The sequence below is a fragment of the Streptomyces sp. RGM 3693 genome (assembly GCF_050471125.1).
In the GTDB taxonomy this organism is placed as follows: domain Bacteria; phylum Actinomycetota; class Actinomycetes; order Streptomycetales; family Streptomycetaceae; genus Streptomyces.
Map to the genome: position 1 here is coordinate 430,205 of NZ_JBMPPQ010000002.1, position 16,413 is coordinate 446,617.

Below are 16,413 nucleotides of genomic sequence, written 5' to 3' on the forward strand. Positions count from 1 at the left end.
GCTGTCAGCGGTCGAAGTCCAGCTCGACCTTTTCCGTGGCCGGGTGGGACTGGCAGGCCAGCACATATCCGGCGTCGACCTCGTCGGCCTCCAGGGCGAAGTTGCGGTCCATCCGGATGTCGCCGGAGACGAGGAAGGCGCGGCAGGTGCCGCAGACGCCGCCCTTGCAGGCGTAGGGGGCGTCCGGGCGGTTGCGGAGTACGGCGTCCAGGAGGGATTCGCCGTCGTGGACCGGCCAGGTGCCGGAGCGGCTGTCGAGGGTGGCGGTCACCGTGCTGTGTGCGGGCGCGGGGGTGGCGGGGACCGGGGCCGCGGCGCCGTTGTCTATGTGGAAGATCTCTTCGTGGATGCGGGTGCGTGGCACGCCGAGGGCGCGCAGTGCCCGTTCGGCGCCTTGGACGAGGCCGAAGGGGCCGCACAGGAACCAGCCGTCGACGGTGTCGGTGTGGAGCAGCGCGGGCAGCAGGGTGTGCAGGCGTTCCTGGTCGAGGCGGCCGGAGGGGAGGCCGGTCTGCCGTTCCTCGCGGGAGAGTACGGGTACCAGTTGGAACCGTTGTGGATAGCGGTCTTTGAGGTCGGCCACTTCCTCCAGGAACATCGTGGAGGCCGTGGTGCGGTCGCTGCGGATCAGGCAGAAGCGGGCGTCCGGTTCGCGGGCGAGCAGGGTGGTGACGATGGAGAGCACCGGGGTGATGCCGCTGCCGCCGACGATGCCCACGAACTGGCCGGGGCGGGGGGTGAGGGTGAAGCGACCGGCCGGGGCCATGACGTCGACGGTGTCGCCGACGGCGAGTTCTTTGAGGGCGTAGGTGGAGAAGGCGCCGTTCTCGACCAGGCGGATGCCGACCCGCAGGACGGGGTTGTCGGTGGCGGGGGTGCACAGGGAGTAGGTGCGGCGGAGCTCCTGGCCGTCGATCGTTCTGCGCAGTGCGATGTGCTGCCCGGGGGTGTGTCGGAAGGTCGTGCGGAGTGCGGGCGGGGCCGTGAAGGTGACGGCCACTGCGTCGTCCGTGAGCCGCTCGATCTCCCGCACCTGGAGCGGGTGGAACATCACAACTCCTTGAAGTGGTCGAAGGGTTCGCGGCAGGACTCGCAGCGGCGCAGTGCTTTGCAGGCCGTGGAGGAGAACCGGCTGAGCAGGGTGGTGTCGGTGGATCCGCACTGCGGGCAGCGGATGGTCAGGTCGACGGTGACCGGTCCGCTGGTCGGTCCGGTGGGGCGGGGTGGGGCGATGCCGAACGCGGCTAGTTTCCGGCGGCCTTCGTCGGTGATGGCGTCGGTCGTCCACGGTGGGCTGAGGACGGTGCGGACCTCGACCTGGGGTATGCCGTGGTCGTGGAGGACGCGTTCTATGTCGGCGGACATCGCTTCGATGGCGGGGCAGCCGGTGTAGGTGGGGGTGAGGGCCACCTCGACGCGGTCGGGGGCGGTGAGCCGTACCTCGCGCAGGACGCCGAGTTCGGCGAGGGTGAGGACGGGCAGCTCGGGGTCGGGAACGGCGCCGGCGAGGGCGCGGAGTTCCGCTTCCAGGGCGGTCGCGGTCACCATGTCGCCCCCGGGTGGCTGCGGTGGAGGTGCTGCATTTCGGCGAGTAGCCGGCCGAACGGTTCGGTGTGCAGTCCTTGGCGTCCGCCGCCTGCGGTCCAGGCGCCGTGTCGGGGGCCTTCGGGGACGGTGAGGGTGGCGCGCTCCAGGGTGGTGGTGATGCGGGTGGTCCACTCGGCGCCGAGGGCCTGCCAGGGGACGTTTTCCAGTCCGTCGACGGGGTCGAAGAGTTCGCCGGTGAACCGCCAGAGGGCGTCCAGGGCGTGCTGCATCCGGGTGTGGCTCTCGTCGGTGCCGTCGCCGAGGCGCAGGGTCCATTGTTCGGCGTGGTCGCGGTGGTAGGCGGTCTCCTTGACGGCTTTTCCGGCGAGCGGCGCCAATGCGGTGTCGGTGGTGGCGAGGTGGTCGTAGAGCAGCTCTTGGTAGGTGGAGAAGTAGAGCTGGCGGGCGATGGTGTGGGCGAAGTCGCCGTTGGGTTGCTCGACGAGCTGGAGGTTGCGGAACTGGCGTTCCTCGCGGAGGTAGGCGAGTTCGTCCTCGTCGCCGACGAGGGAGAGCAGGATCCGGGCCTGGCCGAGGAGGTCCAGGGCGATGTTGGCGAGTGCGACTTCCTCTTCCAGGACGGGGGCGTTGCCCGCCCATTCGCCGAGGCGGTGGGAGAGGATCAGCGCGTCGTCTCCGAGGGGGAGGGCGGGGGTGGCGGTGCGTGGCGTCATAGGTGGTGCACCCCCTCCGGGATCTCGTAGAAGGTCGGGTGGCGGTAGGGCTTGTCGCCGGCTGGCTCGAAGAAGGCGTCCTTCTCGTCCGGGGAGGAGGCGGTGATCTGGGCGGAGGGGACCACCCAGAGGGAGACGCCTTCGGAGCGTCGGGTGTAGAGGTCGCGGGCGTTGCGCAGGGCCATCTGGGCGTCGGGGGCGTGCAGGCTGCCGGCGTGGGTGTGGGACAGGCCGCGGCGACTGCGGACGAAGACCTCCCACAGGGGCCAGTCGGCGGGGCCGGTGGTGGCCGCGGCGTCTGCCGTGCTGCTGGGCTGGGTCGTGCCGGCGGGTGGGGCCGGGACACGGGTGGGGTGTGGTGTGGTCATCGGGCCGCCTCCTCCTGGTCGGTGCCGGTGTGCGGCGTCGTGCGGGCCGGGTGTTTGGCGGCGTGTGCGGCGGCGGCTTCGCGTACCCAGGCGCCTTCTTCGTGGGCGCGGCGGCGGCGGCCGATCCGTTCGTCGTTGCAGGGGCCGTTGCCCTTGAGGACCGCGCGGAATTCGGTCCAGTCGATGGGGCCGAAGTCCCAGTGGCCCCGTTCCTCGTTCCACCGGAGGTCGGGGTCGGGGAGGGCCAGGCCGAGGGCTTCGGCTTGCGGGACGCAGATGTCCACGAAGCGTTGGCGTAGTTCGTCGTTGGTGTGGCGCTTGATCTTCCAGGCCATGGACTGTGCGGAGTGGGCGGATTCGTCGTCGGGCGGGCCGAACATCATCAGTGAGGGCCACCACCAGCGGTTGACGGCGTCCTGGGCCATGGCGTGCTGGGCCTCGGTGCCGCGGCTGAGGGTGAGCAGGAGCTCGTATCCCTGGCGCTGGTGGAAGGACTCTTCCTTGCAGACGCGGACCATGGCGCGGGCGTACGGGCCGTAGGAGCAGCGGCACAGGGGGACCTGGTTGGTGATCGCGGCGCCGTCCACGAGCCAGCCGATGGCGCCGACGTCGGCCCAGGTCAGGGTGGGGTAGTTGAAGATCGAGGAGTATTTCTGGCGGCCGCTGTGGAGCTTGTCGAGGAGTTCGTCGCGGCCGGTGCCGAGGGTTTCGGCGGCGCTGTAGAGGTACAGGCCGTGTCCGGCTTCGTCCTGCACTTTGGCCATGAGGATCGCTTTGCGGCGCAGGGAGGGCGCTCTGGTGATCCAGTTTGCTTCCGGCTGCATGCCGATGATCTCGGAGTGGGCGTGCTGGGCGATCTGGCGCACCAGTGAGGCGCGGTAGTCGTCCGGCATCCAGTCGCGTGGTTCGATCCGCTCGTCCGCGGCGATGGTGGCGTCGAACAGGGCTTCGTGGCCCGTGTCCTCCGGCGCGATCGTCGTCATGTGGTGCCCCCTCCTCCCGACCGACCGATCGTTCGGTTCAATGGTGAGTGGGCGGGCCGCGGGTGTCAAGCCTGTGGATAACCGGGGGAAGGTGTGCCCGGGGCGGCCGCATAGGTACCGTTCCGGGGCGGAGACAGCCGTACGAGGACTGGGGAACGGGGCGGGAATGCAGTCATACGGGGACGAATCGCGGCCATTGGCCGCGCTGTCGCTGCCCTCGCGCATCGTCATAGGAACGGCGGCCAGCGTCATCGCGGTCGCCGCCCTGATCCATCTCGCGATGATGTTCCTGCACGTCGCGCCGTCGAACACGCTCAGCAAGCAGCAGTCCGGGCTGATCAGCGACTACGTCTATCCGGAGTACGAACAGAACTGGAAGCTGTTCGCCCCCAACCCCCTCCAGCAGAACACCGACGCCCAGGTCCGCGCGCAACTGCGTTCCCCGGACGGCACGACGCGGACCACCGGCTGGACGGATCTGACCGCCCGCGACGGGCAGGCCATCCTCCACAACCCGCTGCCCAGCCACACCCAGCAGAACCAGCTGCGCCGCGGCTGGGAGCTCCTCTCCAGCACCCTCGACGCCCAGAACCGCCCGACCGGCGACCGCAGCGAGATGTTCGCGCGCTACCTCCGCCGGATCGCGATGCTCCGGATGTCCGGCGAGTGGACCAAGGACGGCGACCGGGTCGAGCAGATCCAGTTCCGCTCGCAGACCACCGCGGTGCTCCCGCCGCTGTGGAGCGCCGAGAAGGTCAGCGACAAGCCCGTCTATCGCGTACTGCCCTGGTGGCAGATCACCGCGAACGACCTGCCCGAGGGGGCGACGAACAAGTGACGTCACCGACGCCGCCGCAGCCGCGTACCGCCCCGCAGGCCACCGACGCCCCCGCGCAAGCTCCCGCCGGCTATCAGGAGACCCGTATCGAACGCGCCATCGGTCGCGGTTTCACCCGGGTCACCGCCCGCGCGCTGGCCCCGTACCAGACCGCCGTCATCCGGATCGGCTTCGCCGGCACCTGGCTGCTGTTCCTCCTGCGGGAATGGCCGTACCGGCAGCAGCTGTACGGGCCCGCCGGCCCCTTCGACTTCGGCATGGCGCGCCAACTGCTCAACGGCAACCACGGCTTTTCCGTCCTGGTGTGGTCCGACAGCCGCGGCTGGTTCGAGTGCGTCTACTTCCTGGCCATCGTGGCCAGCGCACTGCTGATGCTCGGCTGGCGCACTCGCACCATGTCGGTGCTGTTCATGGTCGGTGTGCTCTCGCTGCAGAACCGCAGCGTCTTCATCGGGGACGGCGGCGACAACGTCATCCATCTGATGGCGATGTACCTCGTGCTGACCCGGTGCGGGCAGGTGTGGTCGCTGGACGCCCGCCGCGCCAGGCGGGCGGCGGCCACCAGCGGGACGGAAGACGCCGCGGCCCCGCCCCGTGACGTGACCGGCATCGTCCTGTGGGCGGTGCTCGGCCTCGCCCTCGCCGTGGCCCAGCTGCAGGGCGCCGCCGGACTCACCTGGTTCGGGCACGGGCCGTTCCCGCACTTCGGCTGGAGCCTGGCCCTGTGGGGACTGTGGGCGGCGCACGGCCTGTGGTGGGCGGTGCAGCGGTACGCGCCCGGGGAGCCCCGGACCGTACTCGACACCCTCGCCAAACTGGCGCACAACGCCGTCCTGCTGGTGATCATGGTCGAGGTCTGCCTGGTCTACGCCACCGCCGGCTGGTACAAGATCCAGGGCTCACGCTGGCAGGACGGCACCGCCGTCTTCTACCCGATGCACCTGGACTACTTCTCCCCCTGGCCGGGCCTGTCGCAGCTGCTCGGCAGCAATGGCCTGATGGTCATGCTGATCACCTACGGGACCGTGATCGTGCAGGTCGCCTTCCCGTTCACCCTCTTCAACCGGCGCCTGAAGAACGTGCTGCTGGTCGCCATGATCTGCGAGCACCTCTCGATCGCGGTCCTGCTGGGCCTGCCGTTCTTCTCCCTGGCGATGATCACCGCCGACGCCGTCTTCCTGCCGACCAACTTCCTGACCTGGCTCGGCGGCCGGCTCTCCCACCTGCGCCGACGACTGTTCCCCCGCACCGGCGGCCCCGGCTCGGAGGCGGCATCCGGCGACGGTGCGCCCGAGGTCACTGCCCGCTCCGGTGGCGATGGCCCTGCGCTCGTGGAGTGAACAGCGAAACCACCGCCCTCGCCGAGCCCCTCCAGTAAGACGACGGGTGCGGACCCGAGAACGACGTCGCACCGCACCCGCAGCCCCGGCCGCAGGACGGCCGCTACGACCCCGAGCTGCTCGCGGCTTTGATGCGGTGCGCGTCATGCGCAACGGATTCAGATCACGAAGCGCGTTCCCCCTCCTGATGAGTGTGAACACGTCACATTCATGGTCGCGTCGGCGAGGAAGGGAAAGTCCGCTGCTCGGATCGTCCGTTGCCTGAACGACCGGCAGGTTTCCACGAAGATCCGTACGCCTAGGGGGTGTCCGACGGGCGGAGCAGGGTCTGTGAGAGGCGGGACTGGGCACGCAGGATGTACGGCCCCGCCCACAAGGAGAGGAGGATCTCCAGCACGCCCATACCGGCCGCGAAGCGCGTGGTGTGGTCGCTCAGCGGGATGAACAGGAACCAGCTGTTGTCGAAGGCGGGGGCCACGGACCCCCAGATGTACGGCAGGGCGATGCCGAACGCGCCGTGGACGAGCAGGGCGAACGGGAGCAGCGCGAGGAAGCCGATGAAGGTTGCGGCGAGTTGGGCCCAACCCAGATCGCGCCAGGTGGCCGGGCGCCGGAGTACGGACAGCACGCGCCGCACGAGCGGCGGGCCGGAGCGTGGGGTGGAGCGGGGCGCCGGCCGGGCGGCTTCGGAGCCGCCCGGTGCGACCGGGGGCATGCCGAACCAGCGACGGCCCAGTTCGAGCTGACGGTTCGCCAGGGCGTGCAGGGCGCGGGCCGCATCGGGTACCAGCGCGAAGCCGAGCCAGATGAACAGCAGGCACATCGAGATCAGCAGCAGCCAGGACATCACCGCGGAGACCAGGCCGAGACCCAGCAGGGCCAGTCCGCGCCACGGTGCCAGCAGGCGACCGACCAGGGTCGGCCGCCAGCGCTCCGTCTCGGCCCGTGGCGGCAGCGCCCCCGCTTGCGACTCGGCCTCGTACGCGATGTGGTCTGCCATGTCCGACGTCCTTACTTCCCGGTTGTGCTGTGCGGGGACGCTCGGTCCGGCGCGCCACCACGAGATCATTGTCTCGGAAGGGGCATCGGGAATCAGTGGGGCTATCCCCACCTTTTCGACCCACTGCGCGCGGAGGTGGGCATCCTGCCCACCCACAGCGCGGCGGCCCGATCGCCGATCTGTGCGGAGTGGGCTCGCGGGTTGCGCGACGTACGGATGGCCGCCGACCTCCTCACCGGCGTAGTTCTGGGCGAAGGCCCTGGTAGCGGCGGTGAGCCGTAGTCTGAAGTGGTGAGCGAGGACGAGATCACGAGAGCTGTACGACAGTGGCAGGACGCTGTGCCTGAGATGGTGCTGCTGGACGGGCTGCATGCCGTGAAGCACGCACTCCGCTTCGGGGCGGACGTTCGCGTGGCGATCTCCAGTGACAAGGGCTCCGTTCTGACGCTGGCCGGTGAGTTGGCCGACGACCTCACCGACCGGATCGGCGATCTCGTGATCGAGGTGCCGGCCGAAACCCTCCGGGATCTGGTGCCCAGGGTGCACCCCACGCGAGTGGCCGGCCTGGCTGTTCGACCTGATCCCCAACGAAACCTGGAGAACCTCTCGCGGGCCCCACGGCCGGCTCCGGTCGTCGTCTTGGAGAACCCCCGCAACCTGGGGAATGTCGGCGCCGTGGTCCGGCTCGCTGCTGGATTCGGAGCCACGGGCGTGGTCACTACCGGTGATATGGACCCGTGGCACCCCAACGTCGTGCGCGCAGCAGCGGGCCTTCATTACGCGACCGCGGTGGAGAGTCTCCAGCTCGACGACCTGCCGCCGGGGCCGGTGTACGCGCTGGACCCGGAGGGGGACGACATCAGATCCGTGGTGCTTCCTGATGACGCGCTGCTGGCGTTCGGTTCCGAGCGGCACGGGATATCGCCGGAACTCCGGAAGCGGGCCACCAAGCTCGTAGCCCTCCCGATGAGGCCCCAGGTGTCCAGCTACAACCTGGCTACGAGTGTCGCCATGGCCCTGTTCCACTGGGGAGGCACGCACCCGGCGCCGTGAGCAGCCGATGACGACAGGCCGCCACTCCAGCCCCGTTATGTAGCCGATGCTTCAACATCGGCTCGGCGACGGGGCGCGGGGCACGGGCAACTCCCCCGGGCCCCGCGCCGCGGACCTCACGCCTCCCGCCGGACCTCCACCGTCCGGAACCGGTTTGCCACGAAGGCGCCGTCACACAGCGCCGCGTTGGCCGCCGGGTTGCCCCCCGAGCCGTGGAAGTCGGAGAACGCCGCGGTCTGGTTCACGTACACCCCACCGGTCAGATTCAGCGACAGCTGGGCGCACTCCTCCAGACATGCCTGCTCCACCAGGCGCTCCACCTCGGTCGAGGTGGTGTACGCGCCGACCGTCATGGCGCCCTTCTCGCGGATCGTGCGGCGCAGCAGTGCCACCGCATCGGCAGCGGAATCGACCGCCACCGCGAAGGACACCGGACCGAAGCACTCCGACAGGTACGCCGCCTCGGAGTCCGGCTTGGCGCCGTCCAGCTTGACGATGACCGGGGTACGGACGGTGGCCCCCGGGAACTCCGGATTCGTCACCTCGCGCGAGGCCAGCGCCACCTCACCGAGCCCGGAAGCCTCCTCGATCCGCTCCTTGACCTGCGGATTGACGATCGCGCCGAGCAGTGCGTTGGCCCGCGCGTCATCGCCCAGCAGCCCGCCGACCGCGCCCGCCAGATCACTGACGACCTCGTCGTACGACTTCGGGCCCGCGTCCGTGTCGATGCCGTCCCGCGGGATCAGCAGATTCTGCGGCGTGGTGCACATCTGCCCGCTGTAGAGGGACAGCGAGAAGGCGAGGTTGCTGAGCATGCCCTTGTAGTTGTCCGTGGACTCGATGACCACGGAGTTGACGCCGGCCTTCTCGGTGTAGACCTGCGCCTGGCGGGCGTGCGACTCCAGCCAGTCGCCGAAGGCGGTCGAGCCGGTGTAGTCGATGATCCGGACCTCGGGCCGGACCGCGAGCGTCTTGGCCAGCCCCTCGCCGGGCTTGTCCACCGCCAGGCACACCAGGTCGGCGGGGAAACCGGCCTCGGCGAGCACCTCCCGGGCCACCCGGACCGTCAGCGCCAACGGCAGCACGGCGCGCGGATGCGGCTTGACCAGCACCGGGTTGCCCGTCGCCAGCGAAGCGAACAGACCCGAATAGCCGTTCCACGTCGGGAAGGTGTTGCAGCCGATCACCAGGGCCACACCGCGCGGCACGGCCGTGAAGCTCTTGGTCAGCTCCAGCGGGTCCCGCTTGCCCTGCGGCTTGGTCCACGCCGCCTGCTGCGGGGTGCGGGTCTGCTCCTCATAGGCGTACGCGACGGCCTCCAGGCCGCGGTCCTGGGCGTGCGGCCCGCCCGCCTGGAACGCCATCATGAACGCCTGGCCGCTGGTGTGCATCACGGCCTGCGCGAACTCATGGGTGCGCGCGCTGATCCGCGCCAGGACCTCCAGGCACACCGCGGCGCGGGCCTCCGGGCCGGCGTCCCGCCACGCGGGGATCGCGGCCTGCATGGCCGGCAGCAGCACCGAGACGTCCGGGTGCGGATAGGTGACGCCCAACTCCGGTCCGTAGGGCGAGACTTCCTCGCCCGTCCAGTCGTCCGTGCCGGGCTGGTCGAGCGCGAAACGGGTGCCGCGCAGCGCCTCGAAGGCGGCCAGGCCGTCCTGCGCGGCGTTCTCGCCGTAGGCCTTGGGGTGCTCGGGGTGCGGGGACCAGTACGCGCGGGTGCGGATGGTTTCCAGCGCCTTGTCGAGGGTCGGGCGGTGCTTCTCGATCAACTGCGCTGCGGTCATGTCGGCGGCCATCGATGACCAACTCCTCGTCGACTGCGCGGAAAGTGGATAGGGGCTGGGAGTGACACAGCAACGGAGTTAGAGTAACCGAACGATCGGTCGGGGCAAGAGGGCCCGGCCAACCTGGGGAAAACTCGGTCGGGGAGGATCAGCTGCAATGACGGCAATCGGCACCGACACCACCGTGGCAGTGGTGGGCACCGGCACCATGGGACAGGGGATTGCGCAGGTGGCGCTGGTCGCCGGTCACCCCGTACGGCTCTACGACAGCGCCCCGGGCCGGGCCGCGCAGGCAACCGAAGCCATCGTGCGGCGGCTGGACCGACTGGTGGAGAAAGGCCGGATCTCGGCGGCCGAACGGGACGCCGCCCGCGCACGCCTCTCCCCCGCCGAAGCCCTCGCCGAACTCGCCGACGCCGCACTCGTCGTGGAGGCGATCCTGGAGCAACTCCCGGCCAAACAGGAGCTGTTCCGCTCCCTTGAGGACATCGTCCCGGTGGACTGCCTACTGGCCACCAACACCTCCTCCCTGTCCGTGACCGCCGTCGCGGGCGGGCTCCGGCACCCCGGCCGCTGCGTGGGCATGCACTTCTTCAACCCCGCACCACTGCTCCCCCTGGTCGAGATCGTCAGCGGCTTCGCCACCGAGGAGACCGCCGCGACCGCCGCCTACGACACCGCCGCGGCCTGGGGCAAGACCCCCGTGCGCAGCGCCGACACCCCCGGCTTCATCGTCAACCGCATCGCCCGCCCCTTCTACGCCGAGGCCCTGCGCGTCCACGAGGAGCGGGCCGCCGACCCCGCCACCATCGACGCCGTCCTCCGTGAGGGCAGCGGCTTCCGGATGGGCCCGTTCGAACTAACCGACCTCATCGGGCAGGACGTGAACGAGGCGGTCACCCACTCGGTGTGGACCGCGTTCTTCCAGGACCCGAAGTTCACGCCTTCCCTAGCGCAGCGCCGCCTGGTGGAGTCCGGTCTGCACGGCCGCAAAACGGGACGTGGCTGGTTCGACTACGCCGAGGGCGCCCGCCGGCCCGAGCCGAACACCGCCGGGCCCTGCCCGGCGCCCTCCTCGATCACCGTGCACGCGGGGCTCCCCGGACCCGCCGCGGTGGTGCGCGAGCTGATCGAGGAAGCCGGCATCAAGGTCACCCACGACCGCGCGCCGGGGGAGACCGAGGGCTTCATCCGCCTGCCCGGAGGGGCCCGCCTGGCCCTGACCAGCGGCTGCCCGGCCACGAGCGGGGGCCCCGGCGCCACCATCCGCTTCGACCTCTCGCTCGACTACCGGGCCGCGACCCGGGTCGCCCTCGCCCCCTCTGCCACCGCCTCCGAAGCGGATCTCGCCGAGGCCGTCGGCCTCTTCCAGGCGCTGGGCAAACAGGTCAGCGTCATCGACGACCTTCCCGGCATGATCGTCGCCCGGACGGTCGCGATGATCATCGACTTCGCCGTGGACGCCGCGGCCCGGGACGTCGCCACCCCCGACGACATCGACACGGCGATGCGGCTCGGGGTGAACTACCCCGGTGGCCCCATGGAGTGGGTCGATCGACTCGGTGCCCACTGGGTCCGGGGTCTGCTGGACTCCCTGCACCACCAGAATGCCGGGGGACGCTACGTACCGTCCTGGGCGCTGCGGCGCCGTGCGGACCTCGAGGAATTGGTGCTCTAATCATGACCATGGCCAAGCGCGACGCCTACACGCCCGATTCGCTGCTCGCAGTCTCCGTCGAGGTGTTCATCGAGCGCGGCTACGACGGCACCTCCATGGAGCACCTCTCCAAAGCGGCCGGCATTTCCAAGTCGTCGATCTACCACCATGTGCGGAGCAAGGAAGAGCTGCTCCGCCGCGCGATAAGCCGAGCCCTGGACGGGCTCTTCGGCGTTCTGGCGGAACCCGGCGCCCAGGAGGGGCGGGCGATCGAGCGGCTGGAATACGTCACCCGGCGTGAGGCCGAGGTGCTGATGGACGAACTTCCCTACGTGACGCTGCTGTTGCGGGTGCGCGGGAACACCGACACCGAGCGGTGGGCCATGGAGCGCCGCCGCGACTTCGACCACAGGGTCGCCGACCTCCTGAAGGAGGCCGCCGCCGACGGCGACCTACGGGACGACGTGGACGTTCGGCTGGCGGCCCGCCTGCTGTTCGGCATGATCAATTCGGTCGTGGAGTGGTACCGGCCGGGGCGTGGCGACGGGGCGAGCCGCGACGAGGTCGCGGAGGCCGTGGTGCGGACGGCGTTCTTGGGGTTGCGCAAGGTCTGAGGGGGCGGGGCGCGCAGGGCTTGGGGTTGGGCGCGGCTGCTGCTTCCCCCCTCAGCCCCTCAGCCCCTCACCCCCGCTCCACTCCTCCTCCAGCCCCAGATCCGTCTCTTCGAATACCAACAGCGTGCGGGTGCTCAGCACCTCCGGTATGGACTGGATCCGGGTCAGGACCAGTTCACGCAGCTCGCGGTTGTCCTTGGTGTGCACCAGCAACAGCACATCGAAATCACCGCTGACCAGCGCGATGTGGGCGGCCCCGGGCAGCGCGGTGAGCTGCTTGCGCACGGTCCGCCAGGAGTTCTGCACGATCTTCAACGTTATGTAGGCGGAAGCGCCCTGACCTGCTCTTTCCTGGTCCACGAGAGCGCTGAAGCCGCGAATGACGCCGTCGTCGAGCAGCCGGTTGATCCGCGCGTAGGCATTGGCGCGGGAAACGTGCACCTGCTCGGCGACGGAGCGTATCGAGGCCCGGCCGTCGGTCCGCAGCAGGCGCAGGATGGCGCGGTCGATGGTGTCGAGGGGGCGTGCGGCCGGAGGCGGTGGGGCGGGCGCCGTCGACGGCTGCCCGCCCGGATTGGCCATCTGTTCCTCCGGCATGTGGTCCCGCCTCCCCTTTGTGGACTCCCTGCCTTCATCACAAGCTGTGGAGAACCGTTTGTCCACAGGCTGAACCCGCCTGTAGCCAAAATGCATCAACGACCGAACAATCGGTAGGGAAGGGCTCGCCAGCCCCGACCGTTCGCGTTCTGTCCGACCTCCCCAGCGACCGCTGGGAGGTTCCCCGGCCCGCCCACCACCCCATGAGGCGCATCGCGCCACCCCTTCGATGACGAGGAGGTGCCCGTCATGACGGTCCTTGAGCAGCCCGGCAGCAGCAGGCACACCAGTGGCCTTGCCAGCCCGCCGCCCGCCTGGCGGCCGCGCGTCGATCCCGCGCCCCTCCTGCCCGACGCCGAGCCGTACCGCCTACTGGGCACGGACGCCGCCCGCCGGCTCGACCCCGGACTGCTGAAGCGGCTCTACGTCGAGCTGGTGCGCGGCCGCCGGTACAACACCCAGGCCACCGCCCTCACCCGGCAGGGCCGGCTGGCGGTCTACCCCTCGTCCACGGGCCAGGAAGCCTGCCAGGTCGCCGCGGCGCTCGCCCTCCAGGAGCAGGACTGGCTCTTCCCCAGCTACCGCGACACCCTCGCCGCCGTCGCCCGCGGCCTCGATCCCGTACAGGCCCTGACCCTCCTACGGGGCGACTGGCACACCGGTTACGACCCGTACGAGCACCGCATCGCCCCCCTGTGCACCCCGCTCGCCACCCAGCTCCCGCACGCCGTGGGCCTGGCGCACGCCGCCCGCCTCAAGGGCGACGAGGTGGTCGCGCTGGCAATGGTCGGCGACGGCGGCACGAGCGAGGGCGACTTCCACGAGGCGCTCAATTTCGCCGCCGTCTGGCAGGCACCGGTCGTCTTCCTCGTGCAGAACAACGGCTTCGCGATCTCCGTGCCGCTCGCCAAGCAGACCGCTGCGCCGACCCTCGCCCACAAGGCGGTCGGCTACGGCATGCCCGGCCGCCTGGTGGACGGCAACGACGCCCCCGCCATGCACGAGGTGCTCAGCGACGCGGTGCGGCGGGCCCGTGAAGGCGGTGGCCCCACCCTCGTCGAGGCCATCACCTACCGCGTCGACGCCCACACCAACGCCGATGACGCCACCCGCTACCGCACCGAGGCGGAGGTCGAGACCTGGCGGGCCCACGATCCGATAGCCCTGCTGGAGCGCGCGCTGACCGACCGCGACCTGCTCGGCGACGAGTTCGCCACCGCCACCCGGGACGGCGCCGAACGACTCGCCGCCGACCTCCGGGAGCGGATGCACACCGACCCGCAGCTGGACCCGATGGACCTCTTCGACCACGTTTTCACCCGGCAGACCAGCCAACTGCGATCCCAGGCCGCCCAGTTGCGCGCCGAGCTGGACGCCGAGGCCGAAGGACAGCCCGAGACCGCCACGGGCACCGCGACGCCCGCCCAGGAGGCCAGGCCATGACGACCACCGCCGCGCCGACCGCGCGCAAACCGGCCACCATGGCGCAGGCTCTCACCCGCGCGCTGCGCGACGCCATGGCCGATGACCCCGCCGTCCACGTGATGGGCGAGGACGTCGGCGCGCTGGGCGGCGTCTTCCGGGTCACCGACGGCCTGACCAAGGAGTTCGGCGAGGACCGTTGCAGCGACACCCCGCTCGCCGAGGCCGGCATCCTGGGCGCCGCCGTCGGCATGGCCATGTACGGGCTGCGGCCGGTCGTGGAGATGCAGTTCGACGCGTTCGCCTACCCGGCGTTCGAGCAACTGGTCAGCCACGTCGCCCGGATGCGCAACCGCACCCGCGGCGCCGTCGCCATGCCGCTGACCATCCGCATCCCCTACGGCGGCGGAATCGGCGGCGTCGAGCACCACAGCGACTCCTCCGAGGCGTACTACCTCGCCACCCCCGGCCTCCAGGTTGTCACCCCCGCGACCGTCGAGGACGCCTACGGACTGCTGCGCGCCTCCATCGCCTCCGACGACCCGGTCGTCTTCCTCGAACCCAAGCGGCTCTACTGGACCAAGGCCGACTGGTCGGCGGAGGCGCCCACCCCGGTCGCCCCCCTGGGGCGCGCCGAGATCCGCCGCCGCGGCAGCAGCGCCACGCTCATCACCTACGGCCCGTCCCTGCCCGTCTGCCTGGAGGCCGCCGAGGCCGCCCGCGCCGAGGGCTGGGACCTGGAAGTCGTCGATCTGCGCAGCCTGGTGCCCTTCGACGACGACACGGTCTGCGCGTCGGTACGGCGCACCGGCCGAGCCGTGGTCGTCCACGAGTCGGGTGGGTTCGGCGGCCCGGGTGGCGAGATCGCCGCGCGGATCACGGAGCGCTGCTTCCATCACCTGGAGGCGCCGGTGCTGCGCGTCGCCGGCTTCGACATCCCCTACCCGCCGCCCATGCTGGAGCGCCATCACCTCCCCGGCGTGGACCGGATCCTGGACACCGTCGCCCGCCTCCAGTGGGAGTCGCGCTGGACCGAAGGACGTGGTGCGTGATGGCCGTGGTGCGCGAGTTCACCCTGCCCGACCTGGGGGAGGGCCTCACCGAGGCGGTGATCGTGCAGTGGCTGGTCGAGGTCGGCCAGGTGGTGGCCGTCGACCAGCCGGTGGTGGAGGTCGAGACCGCCAAGGCGATGGTCGAGGTGCCCTGCCCGTACGGCGGGGTGGTCACCGCCCGCTTCGGTGCGGAGGGCGCCGAAGTCCCGGTGGGCGCACCCCTGGTGACGGTCGCGGTCGGCGCGGTGCCGGACGACCTCGCCGGCGGCGGGTCGGACCCGGTCCCCGTCCCGGCGTCCCCGGCCCCCGAGGCCGAGGGTGCGGAGGCGGCCGACTCCGGTTCGGGAAACGTCCTGGTCGGCTACGGGACGAGTGGCGCCGCGGCCCGGCGACGCCGGATCCTGCCGGGCGCACCGGAGGACTCCGTGCGCCGGCCCACCGAGCCCGCCCGCACCGTCACCGCGGACGCCCCCGCTCCCACGGAGGCCGACGGCACCCGTACGGTGGCCGTCATCTCGCCGCTGGTGCGCCGCATCGCCCGGGAACACAGCCTGGACCTGCGGGACGTACAGGGCACCGGGCGCGACGGCCTGATCCTCCGCACGGACGTCGAGTCCGCGATCCGGTCCCTGAGCGAACGTCAGCCCGCCACCGCCACCGCCACCGCCGGAGTGCCGGCCCGCCCCGGTGCCACCGTGGCCGGGCCCGTCCCCGGGGAGGAGCGGATCCCGCTCAAGGGCCTGCGCGGTGCCGCGGCCGAGAAGTTCAGCCGCAGTCGCCGCGAGATCCCGGACGCGACCTGCTGGGTGGACGCCGACGCCACCGAACTCCTCGCCGCACGCCGGGCGATGAACGCTCCCGGCACCCCCAAGGTGTCGCTGCTGGCCCTCCTGGCCCGCATCTGCACGGCCGCGCTCGCCCGCTACCCCGAGCTCAACGCCACCGTGGACACCACGGCCCAGGAGATCGTCCGGCTGCCCGGCGTCCACCTGGGCTTCGCGGCGCAGACCGACCGCGGCCTGGTGGTGCCGGTCGTCCGGGACGCCCAGGACCGCACCGTCGAGCAGCTGTCGGCCGAGATCGCCCGGCTCACCGACGCCGCGCGGGCCGGAAAGCTGTCCCCCGCCGAGCTGTCCCACGGCACGTTCACGCTGAACAACTACGGCGTCTTCGGGGTCGACGGCTCCACCCCGATCCTCAACCACCCCGAGGCGGCGATGCTCGGCGTCGGCCGGATAGCCGCCAAACCCTGGGTGTACGAGGGCGAGTTGGCGGTGCGGCAGGTGGTCCAGCTCTCGTTCACCTTCGACCACCGGGTGTGCGACGGCGGCACCGCGGGCGGTTTCCTGCGCTATGTGGCCGACTGCGTGGAGCAGCCCGCGCTGTTGCTGCGCGCGCTGTGACGGTCGGGCGGCGGCCGGCGGTGTGAGCGCGCCGCCCC

The 16,413-nt window shown here is 70.9% G+C and carries 16 protein-coding genes; 8 read left to right on the plus strand and 8 right to left on the minus strand.

Annotation, left to right across the window (positions count from 1 at the left end; genetic code table 11):
- Positions 1-4: 4 nt before the first annotated feature.
- The 5 genes from ACO0M4_RS19250 to paaA are packed head-to-tail and all read right to left on the minus strand — an operon-like array spanning position 5 to position 3,612.
- Entirely contained in the window at positions 5-1,051 is a 1,047-nt protein-coding gene (locus ACO0M4_RS19250; RefSeq protein ID WP_430371936.1) for a 2Fe-2S iron-sulfur cluster-binding protein, read from the minus strand.
- Entirely contained in the window at positions 1,051-1,548 is a 498-nt protein-coding gene (paaD, locus tag ACO0M4_RS19255; protein ID WP_430371937.1) for a 1,2-phenylacetyl-CoA epoxidase subunit PaaD, read from the minus strand. Before paaD ends, ACO0M4_RS19250 begins: the two co-directional genes overlap by 1 nt.
- Complete coding sequence (paaC, locus tag ACO0M4_RS19260) at positions 1,542-2,261, minus strand: 1,2-phenylacetyl-CoA epoxidase subunit PaaC (protein WP_430371938.1); 720 nt, start codon at positions 2,259-2,261, stop codon at positions 1,542-1,544. The genes paaD and paaC overlap by 7 nt, the downstream gene beginning before the upstream one ends.
- Positions 2,258-2,629, minus strand: a complete 372-nt coding sequence (gene paaB / locus ACO0M4_RS19265) for a 1,2-phenylacetyl-CoA epoxidase subunit PaaB (protein ID WP_430371940.1) — start codon at positions 2,627-2,629, stop codon at positions 2,258-2,260. The genes paaC and paaB overlap by 4 nt, the downstream gene beginning before the upstream one ends.
- Complete coding sequence (gene paaA / locus ACO0M4_RS19270) at positions 2,626-3,612, minus strand: 1,2-phenylacetyl-CoA epoxidase subunit PaaA (RefSeq protein WP_430371941.1); 987 nt, start codon at positions 3,610-3,612, stop codon at positions 2,626-2,628. The genes paaB and paaA overlap by 4 nt, the downstream gene beginning before the upstream one ends.
- Before the next feature lie 166 nt (positions 3,613-3,778).
- Between paaA and ACO0M4_RS19275 the strand changes: the two genes are divergently transcribed.
- Both ACO0M4_RS19275 and ACO0M4_RS19280 read left to right on the plus strand, forming a co-directional pair.
- Positions 3,779-4,450, plus strand: coding sequence for a DUF5819 family protein (locus tag ACO0M4_RS19275; protein WP_430371942.1), 672 nt, complete (start codon positions 3,779-3,781; stop codon positions 4,448-4,450).
- Entirely contained in the window at positions 4,447-5,790 is a 1,344-nt protein-coding gene (locus tag ACO0M4_RS19280) for an HTTM domain-containing protein (RefSeq protein WP_430371944.1), read from the plus strand. Before ACO0M4_RS19275 ends, ACO0M4_RS19280 begins: the two co-directional genes overlap by 4 nt.
- A gap of 298 nt (positions 5,791-6,088) precedes the next feature.
- On the opposite strand, the gene ACO0M4_RS19285 is transcribed toward ACO0M4_RS19280, so the two are convergent.
- The gene (locus tag ACO0M4_RS19285) at positions 6,089-6,790 is read right to left on the minus strand and encodes a sensor domain-containing protein (protein ID WP_430371945.1); all 702 of its coding nucleotides are present in this window, start codon (positions 6,788-6,790) and stop codon (positions 6,089-6,091) included.
- Positions 6,791-7,138: 348 nt separating this feature from the next.
- Between ACO0M4_RS19285 and ACO0M4_RS19290 the strand changes: the two genes are divergently transcribed.
- Complete coding sequence (locus ACO0M4_RS19290; protein ID WP_430373854.1) at positions 7,139-7,843, plus strand: TrmH family RNA methyltransferase; 705 nt, start codon at positions 7,139-7,141, stop codon at positions 7,841-7,843.
- A gap of 116 nt (positions 7,844-7,959) precedes the next feature.
- Here ACO0M4_RS19290 and paaN read toward each other — a convergent pair whose 3' ends face one another.
- Complete coding sequence (gene paaN / locus ACO0M4_RS19295; protein WP_430371946.1) at positions 7,960-9,642, minus strand: phenylacetic acid degradation protein PaaN; 1,683 nt, start codon at positions 9,640-9,642, stop codon at positions 7,960-7,962.
- Positions 9,643-9,787: 145 nt separating this feature from the next.
- On the opposite strand from paaN, the gene ACO0M4_RS19300 reads away from it, so the two are divergent.
- Together ACO0M4_RS19300 and ACO0M4_RS19305 are read left to right on the plus strand one after the other, a co-directional pair.
- Entirely contained in the window at positions 9,788-11,308 is a 1,521-nt protein-coding gene (locus ACO0M4_RS19300; RefSeq protein WP_430371947.1) for a 3-hydroxyacyl-CoA dehydrogenase, read from the plus strand.
- 2 nt (positions 11,309-11,310) lie between these two features.
- Complete coding sequence (locus ACO0M4_RS19305; RefSeq protein WP_430371949.1) at positions 11,311-11,901, plus strand: TetR/AcrR family transcriptional regulator; 591 nt, start codon at positions 11,311-11,313, stop codon at positions 11,899-11,901.
- 51 nt (positions 11,902-11,952) lie between these two features.
- Here the strand turns inward: ACO0M4_RS19305 and ACO0M4_RS19310 are convergent, their stop codons facing one another.
- Entirely contained in the window at positions 11,953-12,498 is a 546-nt protein-coding gene (locus ACO0M4_RS19310) for an Lrp/AsnC family transcriptional regulator (protein ID WP_430371950.1), read from the minus strand.
- A 249-nt stretch (positions 12,499-12,747) separates the two neighbouring features.
- Here ACO0M4_RS19310 and pdhA point away from each other — a divergent pair, with 249 nt between their 5' ends.
- The 3 genes from pdhA to ACO0M4_RS19325 are packed head-to-tail and all read left to right on the plus strand — an operon-like array spanning position 12,748 to position 16,375.
- Positions 12,748-13,941 carry a pyruvate dehydrogenase (acetyl-transferring) E1 component subunit alpha gene (pdhA, locus tag ACO0M4_RS19315; protein WP_430371952.1) on the plus strand — a complete coding sequence of 398 codons (1,194 nt, stop codon included), beginning with the start codon at positions 12,748-12,750 and terminating at the stop codon, positions 13,939-13,941.
- Entirely contained in the window at positions 13,938-14,972 is a 1,035-nt protein-coding gene (locus tag ACO0M4_RS19320) for an alpha-ketoacid dehydrogenase subunit beta (RefSeq protein WP_430371953.1), read from the plus strand. Before pdhA ends, ACO0M4_RS19320 begins: the two co-directional genes overlap by 4 nt.
- Complete coding sequence (locus ACO0M4_RS19325; RefSeq protein ID WP_430371954.1) at positions 14,972-16,375, plus strand: dihydrolipoamide acetyltransferase family protein; 1,404 nt, start codon at positions 14,972-14,974, stop codon at positions 16,373-16,375. The genes ACO0M4_RS19320 and ACO0M4_RS19325 overlap by 1 nt, the downstream gene beginning before the upstream one ends.
- Positions 16,376-16,413 lie beyond the last annotated feature (38 nt).